The organism is Novosphingobium organovorum (assembly GCF_022832435.1).
Taxonomy (GTDB): Bacteria; Pseudomonadota; Alphaproteobacteria; order Sphingomonadales; family Sphingomonadaceae; genus Novosphingobium; species Novosphingobium organovorum.
On the sequence record NZ_JALHLF010000042.1, the window covers coordinates 21,668 to 32,761 of the forward strand.

Annotated in this window: 7 protein-coding genes and 2 pseudogenes; 8 read left to right on the forward strand and 1 reads right to left on the reverse strand. The window is 69.4% G+C overall.

What is annotated here, in order from left to right; genetic code table 11:
- Positions 1–53 precede the first annotated feature (53 nt).
- The 6 genes and pseudogenes from edd (at position 54) to MTR62_RS11750 (ending at position 9,111) form a co-directional block, all read left to right on the forward strand.
- Entirely contained in the window at positions 54–1,883 is a 1,830-nt protein-coding gene (gene edd, locus MTR62_RS11725; RefSeq protein WP_244021084.1) for a phosphogluconate dehydratase, read from the forward strand.
- A gap of 136 nt (positions 1,884–2,019) precedes the next feature.
- Positions 2,020–3,000 carry a glucokinase gene (locus MTR62_RS11730; protein ID WP_244021086.1) on the forward strand — a complete coding sequence of 327 codons (981 nt, stop codon included), beginning with the start codon at positions 2,020–2,022 and terminating at the stop codon, positions 2,998–3,000.
- A complete protein-coding gene (gene eda / locus MTR62_RS11735) occupies positions 3,000–3,638 on the forward strand; it encodes a bifunctional 4-hydroxy-2-oxoglutarate aldolase/2-dehydro-3-deoxy-phosphogluconate aldolase (RefSeq protein ID WP_244021088.1) in 639 nt (212 codons plus the stop codon). The genes MTR62_RS11730 and eda overlap by 1 nt, the downstream gene beginning before the upstream one ends.
- 67 nt (positions 3,639–3,705) lie before the next feature.
- Positions 3,706–6,568 (forward strand): annotated as a pseudogene (locus tag MTR62_RS11740) (phosphoenolpyruvate carboxylase).
- 321 nt (positions 6,569–6,889) lie between these two features.
- Entirely contained in the window at positions 6,890–8,095 is a 1,206-nt protein-coding gene (locus MTR62_RS11745; protein WP_244021090.1) for a hydrolase, read from the forward strand.
- Positions 8,092–9,111 (forward strand): arginine N-succinyltransferase, encoded by a 1,020-nt coding sequence (locus MTR62_RS11750; RefSeq protein WP_244021092.1) that lies wholly within the window; start codon positions 8,092–8,094, stop codon positions 9,109–9,111. Before MTR62_RS11745 ends, MTR62_RS11750 begins: the two co-directional genes overlap by 4 nt.
- Before the next feature lie 28 nt (positions 9,112–9,139).
- Here the strand turns inward: MTR62_RS11750 and ftrA are convergent, their stop codons facing one another.
- Positions 9,140–10,129 (reverse strand): transcriptional regulator FtrA, encoded by a 990-nt coding sequence (ftrA, locus tag MTR62_RS11755; protein ID WP_244021094.1) that lies wholly within the window; start codon positions 10,127–10,129, stop codon positions 9,140–9,142.
- Positions 10,130–10,208: 79 nt separating this feature from the next.
- On the opposite strand from ftrA, the gene MTR62_RS11760 reads away from it, so the two are divergent.
- A complete protein-coding gene (locus MTR62_RS11760; RefSeq protein ID WP_244021096.1) occupies positions 10,209–10,604 on the forward strand; it encodes a rhodanese-like domain-containing protein in 396 nt (131 codons plus the stop codon).
- A 193-nt stretch (positions 10,605–10,797) separates the two neighbouring features.
- Positions 10,798–11,094, forward strand: a pseudogene (locus tag MTR62_RS11765) (hypothetical protein); the annotation flags it as partial.

The following is an 11,094-nucleotide window of genomic DNA, read 5'->3' on the forward strand; positions in this document are numbered from 1 at the left end:
CGCTGCCGGCTTTGCGCCACAGGGGCAGCGCGTCCGCGATCAGGAGACGACCCATGACCAATCTCGCCCCCGTGGTAGACCGCGTTACCGACCGCATCATCGAACGCTCGAAGGACAGCCGCGCGCGCTACCTCGAAATGGTACGCAGCGAAGCCGACCGCCATTCGGACCGCTCGTTCCTGTCCTGCTCCAACCTCGCCCACGGCTTTGCCGCGAGCGGTGAGGACAAGGGCGCGATCGCCGCGATGGGCACCATCAACATCGGCATCGTGACCGCCTTCAACGACATGCTCAGCGCCCACCAGCCCTATGGCCGCTACCCCGAGCAGATGAAGCTGTTCGCGCGCGAAGTGGGCGCCACGGCGCAGGTCGCGGGCGGCGTTCCCGCGATGTGCGACGGCGTGACGCAAGGCTTCGACGGGATGGAGCTGTCGCTGTTCAGCCGCGACACCATCGCGCTCTCGACCGCGATCGCGCTCAGCCACGCGATGTTCGACGGCGTGACCTTGCTGGGCATCTGCGACAAGATCGTGCCGGGCCTGGTCATGGGCGCGCTGCGCTTTGGCCACCTGCCCGCGGTGTTCATTCCTTCGGGGCCCATGCCCACCGGCATCTCGAACAAGGAAAAGCAGAAGACCCGCCAGCTCTACGCCGAAGGCAAGGTCGGCCGCGAGGAGCTGCTGGCGAGCGAGAGCGCAAGCTACCACTCGGCCGGCACCTGCACCTTCTACGGCACCGCCAACTCCAACCAGATGATGATGGAGATGATGGGCCTGCACGTTCCGGGCGCGGCCTTCATCCCGCCCAACACCCCGCTGCGCCAGGCGCTCACCCGCGCCGCCACCCACCGCGCCGCGGCGATGACCAAGAAGGGCAACGACTACCGCCCGATGGCCGAAGTGGTCGATGAAAAGGCGATCGTCAACGCGATGGCCGGCCTGCTCGCCACTGGCGGTTCGACCAACCACGCCATCCACATCCCGGCGATGGCGCGCGCGGCGGGCATCGTGATCGACTGGCAGGACCTCGCCGAGCTGTCCTCGGCCGTGCCGCTGCTCACCCGCGTCTACCCCAACGGTTCGGGCGACGTGAACCACTTCCACGCCGCAGGCGGCATGGCCTGGGTGGTGCGCGAGCTGCTCGACGCCGGGCTTGCCCACGAGGACATCCTCACCGTCGCCGAAGGCGGGATGCGCGCCTACGCCACCGAACCCACGCTGAGCGACGGCGAACTGACCTGGAAGCCCGCCCCCGCGGTTTCGGGCGACGAGACGATGCTGCGCACCGTGCCCGAGGCCTTCCAGCCCGACGGCGGCATGCGCCTCGTCGAAGGCAACCTTGGCCGCGCGACCTTCAAGACCAGCGCGGTCGACAAGGAGCGCTGGACGATCGAGGCCCCGGCCCGCGTGTTCGACACCCAGGAAGCCGTCTCGGCCGCGTTCAAGGCGGGCGAGCTCGACAAGGACGTCGTCGTCGTCGTGCGCTTCCAGGGCCCGCGCGCCAACGGCATGCCCGAACTGCACAAGCTCACCCCGCCGCTCGGCATCCTGCAGGATCGCGGGCACAAGGTGGCGCTGGTCACCGACGGGCGCATGTCGGGCGCTTCGGGCAAGGTCCCGGCCGCGATCCACGTCACGCCCGAGGCGCTCCCCGCCGCCGACGGCAGCTGGGGCCCGCTCGCCTACCTGCAGGACGGCGACATCGTGCGCGTGTGCGCCGAGACCGGCCAGCTTAGCACCACCGCGGACCTTTCGGGCCGCACCCCCGCGCCCGCGCCCAAGCCCGCCATGGGCATGGGCCGCGAACTCTTCGCGATGTTCCGCCTGAGCGCCAGCGGCGCCGAACAGGGCGGCTCGGCCATGCTCGAGCTGGCGGGGCTCTAGACCGCCCCGCAGCCCAGACGCCGCTTTGGAGAGAGGCCCTTTGGAGAGAGGATCAGGCCCCGTGAACGAACAGGCCACATTGGAAGGACCCGCCCCGGTCGCCGCAAAGGCGACCGGCGGGACATCGGAGAGAGAGATGACCCAGCTCGTGTCCGTCGACATCGGCGGAACCCACGCCCGTTTCGCCATCGCCACGGTCGCGCCCGACGGTGCGATCACGCTCGGTGAACCGGCGACACTGCACACCAGGGATCACGGCAGCTTCCAGCTCGCCTGGCAGGCCTTTGCCGAAATGAACGGCGGCACCCTGCCCGGCGCCGTGGCCTTCGCGGTGGCGGGCCCGGTGGGCGGCGATATCATCAAGTTCACCAACAACCCCTGGATCATCCGCCCGGCGATGATCGAGGAGCGGCTGGGCGCCACCAGCCACACCATCGTCAACGATTTCGAGGCGGTGGGCCACGCGGTCGCCTGCGCGGGGGCGGACGAGTTCGTCCACCTTGCCGGGCCTGACGTGCCGCTGCCCGAAACCGGCACGCTCAGCGTGCTGGGGCCGGGCACCGGGCTTGGCGTCGCGCATGTCCTGCGCCTGCCGGGCAAGGGCTACCACGTCCAGGCGACCGAGGGCGGCCACATCGATTTCGCCCCGCTCGATCTTGTCGACGATGCGATCCTCGCGCGGCTGAGGAAACGCCACAACCGCGTCTCGGTCGAACGCGTGGTCTCCGGGCCCGCCATCGTCGACATCTACGAGACGCTGGCCGCGATGCAGCACACCGCGCTGATCGAAAAGAGCGACGTCGAGATCTGGACCGCGGGCACTTCGGATTCGCGCGAGGACCCGCTCGCCAACGCCGCGGTCGACCGCTTCTGCCTCTCGCTCGGCGCGGCGGCGGGCGACTACGCCCTCGCGCAAGGCGCCAGCGGCGTCGTGATCGCCGGCGGGCTTGGCTACCGCATTCGCGAAACCCTTCTCAAATCGGGCTTTTCGGAAAAGTTCTGCGCCAAGGGTCGCTTTGCGAACCTGATGGCCAGCCTGCCCGTCAAGCTCATCACCCATCCGCAGCCGGGCCTGTTCGGCGCGGCCGCCGCCTATGTTCGGGAGCACCTGTCCTAATGCCCACCCCCACTGCCCAGTACGCCGCGCGCGTCGAAGCCGTCATGCGCCTCGCCCCGGTCATCCCGGTCCTGGTGATCGAGGATGTCGCCCACGCCGTGCCCATCGCCGAAGCGCTCGTCGCCGGCGGCCTGCCCGCACTCGAAGTGACGCTGCGCACCCCCTGCGCGCTCGAGGTCATCACCGCCATGAAGTCGGTGCCGGGCGCCGTGGTTGGCGCTGGCACCGTGCTCAACCCGACCGACCTTGCCAAAGCGATCGATGCGGGCGCCGAATTCCTCGTCTCGCCCGGCCTCACCGCGCCGCTGGGCGACGCCGCGCTCAAGGCCGACGTGCCTCTGCTGCCGGGCACCGCGAACGCCACCGACGTCATGCTGGCGATGGACATGGGCTTTGAACGCCTGAAGTTCTTCCCCGCCATGGCCGCTGGCGGCCCCCCTGCGCTCAAGGCGATCTCGGCCCCGCTGGCGGGTGCCAGGTTCTGCCCGACCGGCGGCGTGACGCCCGCCAACGCGCCCGAATGGCTCGCGCTCGACTGCGTGGTGTGCGTTGGCGGCTCGTGGATGGTGCCCAAGGGCACGCCCGACGTCGCCGCGATCGAGGCCGCCGCACGCGAGGCCGCGACGCTGGGCGCCTGAGCCGCCTCCGCCCCCTTTCCCGTTCTTACCCAATGCCCTGCGCCATAGCCTGCAAGGAACCCAGACGATGACCGGACCTGCCCTGACCACTGTCGAGGAACTGACCGCCCGCCTTCGTGAACTGCACAAGCTCACGGCGCAGACACCGCTCTACAACCCCGTTTTCCAGCTCGGCCTCGAACTGTCGCGCAAGCTGGAGAACGGGGAGATGAGCCTCGACGACATCGAAGCGCTGGTCGCCGAGATGGAGTGCGAGGGGCTGCGCGCGCGCGCCGCCCGGCTCGACCGGGTGCTCGGCACGGTGCGCCTCCCCGAAAACGACGCCGCGCTCGAGGCGGCTGCGAGCGAGGACGATTTTTCCGCCTTCGCCGCGCACTGGCAGCGCCCGGCGGGCCACGTCGTGTTCACCGCGCACCCCACCTTCCTGCTCACCGAGGCGCAGACCGAAGCGGTCGCCGCCTCGGCCGCCAAGGGTGATTTCTCCGACGCGAGCGTGTGCGCGGCGAGCGCGACGCGCGATACCATCACGCTCGACTACGAACACGCCAAGGCCATGGCCGCAATCGCGCGCGGGCAGAAGGCGCGCGATCGCATGGCCGCGCGCCTCCTCGATATCGCCGCGCAGCGCTGGCCCAAGCGCTGGAAGAGCCTGCAGCCCATGCCGGTGCGCTTCGCCACCTGGGTCGGCTACGACATGGACGGGCGCACCGACATCTCGTGGAACACCTCGATCCGCTACCGCCTGCAGGAAAAGGCGATGCGCCTCGAAGGCTACGCCGCGAGCCTCTCGGACGCCGCGCCCGCGATCGCCGACCAGCTCGAACGCGCCGCCGCGCACACCACGCAGATGGCCGCGCTGTTTGCCGAGGACTTCACCGATCCCGAAGCGCTTTCGGCCGCCGCCAACGCACTGACGGACAGCCACCCCGACAAGATCGTCAGCCTCGCGGACATCATCGCCCAGCTCGAAAGCGAAGCGCACGAGGCCGGACAGGAGACCGCGCGCGACCTGCTGGTGGTCGCCGCCGCGATGCGCGGCGATGGCCTGGGCATGGGGGGCATCCACTTCCGCGTCAACGCCTCGCAGCTGCAGAACGCGATCCGCCGCCGGATCGACCCCGACGGCAAGCTCTCGCTCTCCAGCCAGGCCGCGCTGGTGCGCATGCGCGAGCTGCTGGCCGAAGTGAAGCCGCTCAGCTCCAACTTCGCCGCGCTCGCGATCGAGAACAGCACCGCCGTGCGCCAGTTTCTCGCCATGGCGCAGATCCTCGCCCATATCGACGCCGACAGCCCGATCCGCATGCTGGTGGCCGAGTGCGAGCAGCCCACCACGGTGCTCGCCGCGCTCTACTTCGCGCGCAAGTTCGGGATCGAGGACAAGGTCGACGTCTCGCCGCTGTTCGAGACCGAAACCGCGCTCGAACACGGCGGGCGCTTCCTCGACGCGGTGCTCGCCGAACCCGCCTACCGCGACTACGCGCGCCTGCGCGGCCGGGTCTGCATCCAGACCGGCTATTCGGACGCGGGCCGTTTCGTCGGCCAGATTCCCGCCGCCCTCGCGATCGAGCGCCTGCAGGGACGCCTCGCCGAAGCNGGACGCGGGCCGTTTCGTCGGCCAGATTCCCGCCGCCCTCGCGATCGAGCGCCTGCAGGGACGCCTCGCCGAAGCGATGGCCGCCAACGCGATGACCGACGTGGCCGCGCTGATCTTCAACACCGGCGGCGAATCGATGGGCCGCGGCTGCCACCCCTCGTCGATCGCGGACCGGTTCGACTGGCAGATGTCGCCCTGGGCGCGCCGCCGCTTCGTGCGCGCCGGGATCCGGCTCGAACCCGAAGTCTCCTTCCAGGGCGGTGACGGCTACCTGTGGTTCGGCTCAGACGAACTGGCGCTCGCCACGCTCACCCGCATGGCCGAACAGCCGCTGTGGGGCGCCGATGCCGACGCGCAGACCGACGTGTTCTACCGCCGCACCGACCTCAGCCTCGATTTCTACCGTGCGATCCGCGGGGTACAGCACGAACATCTCGAATCCGCGACCTACAGCCGCGCGATCACCGCGTTTGGCCTCGGCATGCTCAACGACACCGGCTCCCGCAAGTCGCGCCGCCAGTCCGACCTCGCCTCGGACCGCACGATGAGCCTGCGCCAGATCCGCGCGATCCCGCACAACGCGATCCTCCAGCAGCTGGGCTACCCGGTCAACGTGATCGCGGGCGTGGGCACCGCGTCCGACGGCAACGTCGAGGAAATCGCCGCGCTCATCAACGAGAGCGCGCGCGGACGCCAGATCATGCGTCTGGTCCGGGCCGCCGACGCGCTCGGCTCGATCAAGACGGTGAGCGCCTATGGCGAGCTGTTCAATTCGGCCTACTGGGCCAGCCGCCCCTATCGCGGCGACGAACAGCACATCGCCGATGCCTGCCTGATGATCGGCGAATACCTCACCAAGGATGACCGCACCGGCGTGTTCCGCCGCCTCGCCTCGCGCCTCAGGGTCGATGCGATGAAGCTGCACAAGCTGCTCGACCTCGTCCCCGACGAAGCCCCCCTGCCCGACCGCGAACACACCCGCCGCTCGCTCGGCGTGCTCCAGGCGCTGCGCATCGCGCTGATGAAGCACATGTTCCTGCGCGCGGTGATGGTGCCCGCGTTCAGCCGCGCGAACGACATCAGCCGCGAGGACGTGCTGGAGATGTTCTTCACCCTGCGCGTCGAGGACGGGCTTGCCCAGCTGCGCCGCGCCTTCCCGATCCACTTCCCCTCGATCTCGGACTTCGAGATCGAGGAACCCAGCGAATACCCCGATGGCTCGGCGGCGGGCTACGGCCAGATCCACGAGGACTACATCGGCCCGATCGAACGCAGCCACGCGCTGGGCCTGCGCATCACCACCGCGATCGCCAACGAGTTCGGCGCGCACGGGTAAAGGGTTGGAAGGGCGATGATTCAAGGGGTTAACACCCCTTGACCCCAGACTGTCGAGCGCATCGTTGGCCACCAGCGCGGCGCGACGAAGGTGGGACCGGCCTGTTGCGAACAGCCCTCGGGACACCTCTCTTTCCCTTTTGAAGGCGACGCCTCCGGCCCGCACCGCCCCGACAGGAAACAGGGCCAAGGGATAGTAGATCCCTTGAAAAACATCCCCTTCGCCTTCCCTCAACCGGTATCCCCCGCCCCGCCATGGACAACCCCGCGCCCGCTTCCTAGGGTGCCGGGGCAGAAGGAAAAAAAAGGGAATATACGTCAAATGGCCGGACTGACCCGCGAGGAACAGGCCCTGATCGCTCCGATCGCGCGCGCGCCGATCGAGGCGCGCACGCTGGAGTGGGCGGCGATCAATTCCGGTACGGCGAATGGCGCGGGGCTCGCGGCGATGGCCGGGCGGCTGGCGCAGGCGTTCGCCGCCCTGCCCGGCGAAGTACGCCTGGTCGACCCCGCGCCGGTCGAGAAAGTCGATGCGCAGGGCAGGCCTTTCATGCAGCCGCACGGGCGCCATCTCGTCGTCTCGGTCCGGCCCGAGGCAGAGCGGCGGGTGATCCTGACCGGGCACATGGACACCGTCTATCCCGCCGACCATCCCTTCCAGACCTGCGACTGGCTCGATCCCGACACGCTCCACGGGCCGGGCACGGCGGACATGAAGGGGGGGCTCTCGCTGATGCTCGAAGGGCTGCTCGCCTACGAGCAAGGCGCGCCGACGCTGGGCTACGACGTGTTCGTCAATTCAGACGAGGAGACCGGCTCGCTGTCCTCGAACGCGCTGATTGCCGAGCTGGCCCGGAACAAGCTTTTCGCGCTGACTTACGAGCCTGCGCTGCCCGATGGTTCGATGGCGCGCGCGCGGCCGGGCTCGGGCAATTACGCGGTGGTCATCCACGGCCGCTCCGCCCACGCCGGGCGCAATCCCGAGGACGGGCGCAACGCGGTGGTCGCCGCCGCCGATCTGGCGCTGCGCCTGGCCGCCGCGCGCCGCGAGGGGCTTTCGGTCAACCCCGCGCGGATCGAAGGCGGCGCGCCGAACAACACTGTGCCCGACCTTGCCATCCTCCACTTCAACCTGCGTCCGCGCACCCCCGAACTGGCCGAGATAGCCCAGGCGCTGGTCGCCGCGGCGGTGGAGGAGGTCGCGCGCCAGCACGGCGTCTCGATCCACCTCCACGGCGGCGTCTCACGCCCGCCCAAGCCGATCTCACCGCGCACCGAGGCGCTCTACGGGCTTGTGTCGGAAGCGGCTGCGGACCTTGGCCAGACCATGAGCTGGAAGGACACCGGCGGGGTGTGCGACGGCAACAACATCGCCGCCACCGGGGTTCCCGTGCTCGACACCATGGGCGTGCTGGGCGGCGCAATCCATTCGCCCGACGAGTTCCTGCTGGCCGGCTCGCTCGCCCCGCGCGCGCAGCTCACCGCGCTCGTCCTCCACCGTATCGACCGCAAGGGATTTCCCGCATGACCTTCCTGCTGCGCGCGGCGCGCGAAAGCGACCTCGAAGCGCTCTACCGCATGGCCAAGAGCACCGGCGGCGGCTTCACCAACCTGCCGCCCGACCGCCCCACGCTCAAGGCCAAGCTGGAAACCGCCGCGACCTGCTTCGCGCGCGCCGAGGATACGCTGGGCAACGACCTGTTCGCCTTCATCCTTGAAAACACCGAGACCGGGCGCATTGCGGGCACCTGCCAGATTTTCTCGCAAGTGGGCACCAAATACCCGTTCTACTCCTACCGCATCGGGCGCATCACCCAGCATTCCAAGGAGCTGGACCGCACCTTCCGCGCCGAAATGCTCACCTTGTGCACCGACCTCGACGGATCGAGCGAGGTCGGCGGGCTGTTCCTCGATGCGGGCGAGCGCGCGGCGGGCGTGGGTAAGCTGCTCGCGCGCAGCCGCTACCTGTTCATGCGCGCGCACCGCGCCCGCTTTGCCGACCGCACGCTGGCCGAACTGCGCGGCGCGATCGACGATGCAGGCAACTCGCCGTTCTGGGACGGGCTCGCCGGGCGCTTCTTCGACATGAGCTTTCGCGACGCGGACGAATTCAACGCGCGCCACGGCCACCAGTTCATCGCCGATCTCATGCCCAAGCACCCGATCTACACCGCGCTGCTCTCCGAAGCCGCGCGCCAGGTCATGGGCCAGCCGCACTTTTCGGGCCGCCCGGCCAAGCGCATGCTGGAAAACGAGGGCTTCACCTTCCGCGACTATGTCGACATTTTCGACGGCGGCCCCTCGATGATGGCCGAGACCGACCGCATCCGCACCATCCGCGAGGCGCTGGACAGGCCGATCACGGCGATTACCGGGGCCAGCGCCGACATGCCCAGCCACCTTGTCGCCTGCGGGCGGCTGGGCCAGTTCCGCGCGGGGCTTGGCCATGTCGTCGAGACCGAAGGGGGCGTCTCGCTCGACCGGGGCGCGGCGACGCTGCTCGGGCTGGCGGTGGGCGACACGGTGACCTTCGCCCCGGCCTGATCCGCTGGCCCCTCGGCGCGCGCCGAGCTCAGGCGTTCACGCCCTCGCCCGCCGACAGCCGATTGGCGAATTTGCGGCGAAAATCGCCCGGCGAGAGCTGGATGCGCGCGCGAAAGTGATGGCGCAGCGCGTGGGCACTGCCAAACCCGACCGCCGCGGCGACCTCTTCCATCGGCCGTTTCGTGCTGACCAGGATATCCTTGGCCGCTTCCACCCGTTCGGCGATCAGCCAGTCTCCAGGGCCTTGTCCCGTCGCTTCGACGAAGCGGCGCTCGAACGTGCGGCGGCTCATGTGCGCCTCCTCCGCCATGCCCGCGATCGTCCAGGGCTCGTGGAGATCCTGCCGGACGCGATCGAGCAAGGGAGCGATCGCGCCATCGGGCCGGGTGCGCACCGGCCGTTCCAGGAACTGCGCCTGTCCGCCGCTGCGATGCGCGGGCATGACGATGCGCCGGGCCACCGAATTGGCCGCCTGCGGCCCGAAATCGCACCGGACCAGATCGATCAAGAGGTCGATCCCGGCCGCACTGCCCGCCGATGTGAAGATGTTGTTGGCACCGTGGTACAAGGCGGTTTCATCGACCGTGATGGCCGGAAAGCGCGCGCGCAGCGCCTGCGCGTAGCGCCAGTGCGTGGTAACGCGCGCGCCGTCCAGCAACCCGGTCGCCGCCAGGACGAAAGCCCCCGAACAGATCGAGGCCAGACGCGCGCCACGCCGATGGGCCGAGCGTAGGAGCGCGACGAGCGCTTCGGGCACGGCGGCATCCACGCCTTTCCAGCCCGGCACGATGATCACGTCCGCCGTGTCGAGCAGCTCAAGCCCGCCATCAGGAAGGATGCTGAAGCCCCCGTGCGCCCGCAAAGGTCCGGGCTCTATCGCCGCGCTGGCAAAGCGATACCAGTTCGCCCCCATCTCCGGCCGGGCCAGTCCGAAGACTTCCGCAGCGATCCCGAATTCGAACGTGCACAGCCCGTCATAGAGCAGGGCGACAACCAGCGGGCCGTGACGTTTTGACATAATCTCTACGCATATTGGCATTCACGCCAATTGCAAGCAGGGCTCCCCACTGGCCATCACGGGGGCGAAAGGAACCGCCATGCCAAGCTCCGTAACCGCCATCCCCCCCGCCCCCAGCGCGCAGGCGCGCGACCATTTCGCGCGCGAATTTGGTTTCGAAACCGATTGCTGGGACGTCCATGACGCGCTTGGCAAGGGGGCCGACTTCGTTCTTCTCGACGTGCGCAGCCCGGCCCTGTTCGCCCGCGGCCATGTGCCGGGCGCGATCAACCTGCCCCACGGCAAGATCATCGCCTCGAAGATGGCGCGCTGGCCCCAGGACACGGTGTTCGTCACCTATTGCGCCGGCCCCCATTGCAACGGCGCGGCGCGCGGCGCCCTGCGGCTCGCCGAACTGGACCGGCCGGTGAAGATCATGGCCGGGGGGATCACCGGCTGGATCGATGAAGGCTTTGCGCTGGAAAGCGAAGGCTGAGCGTGCCGGGCGCATCGCGACTGTCTGTTCGTGGGCGAGGCGTTCCGGGGCCTCGCGATCGGTCGGCCCCTGCTCGAGGCGGTGCGCGATACAGCGCGCGCGCACGGCCGATCGGCTCGAATGGCAGACCCCGGCGTGGAACGAACGCGCGATCGCCTTCTATCGTCGGCACGGTGCGCAAGGGCTCGCCAAGATGCGCTTTGCGCTGGCGTTGCAAGAGCCCGATAGACCCGTCCGGCACCGGCCCCCTCCCCGCGCGCCGCCGGGAACCGCCGCCACGGCGCCCCGTTTCGTGTCGATGGAAAGCGTACAGGTGTTTCGATCGATCCGCGTCGCCGCGCGCGATCGCGCCCGGCTGGCCGAGATCGCCGGCATCGTTGCTCGTTTCGGGCTGGGCGCGCTGGCGCTGCACCTTGGCCTTGGCGAACCGCAGCAGGACGAGACGTCGGGCGCGCAAGGCGCGTCGCCAGCCGCGCGGGCGGACGACGCC

What these genes read in the sequence shown, in the direction of transcription:
- edd (WP_244021084.1), top strand. Translation starts at nt 54, where the DNA reads ATGACCAATCTCGCCCCCGTGGTAGACCGCGTTACCGACCGCATCATC.
- MTR62_RS11730 (WP_244021086.1), top strand. Translation starts at nt 2,020, where the DNA reads ATGACCCAGCTCGTGTCCGTCGACATCGGCGGAACCCACGCCCGTTTC.
- eda (WP_244021088.1), top strand. Translation starts at nt 3,000, where the DNA reads ATGCCCACCCCCACTGCCCAGTACGCCGCGCGCGTCGAAGCCGTCATG.
- MTR62_RS11745 (WP_244021090.1), top strand. Translation starts at nt 6,890, where the DNA reads ATGGCCGGACTGACCCGCGAGGAACAGGCCCTGATCGCTCCGATCGCG.
- MTR62_RS11750 (WP_244021092.1), top strand. Translation starts at nt 8,092, where the DNA reads ATGACCTTCCTGCTGCGCGCGGCGCGCGAAAGCGACCTCGAAGCGCTC.
- ftrA (WP_244021094.1), bottom strand. Translation starts at nt 10,129, where the DNA reads ATGTCAAAACGTCACGGCCCGCTGGTTGTCGCCCTGCTCTATGACGGG.
- MTR62_RS11760 (WP_244021096.1), top strand. Translation starts at nt 10,209, where the DNA reads ATGCCAAGCTCCGTAACCGCCATCCCCCCCGCCCCCAGCGCGCAGGCG.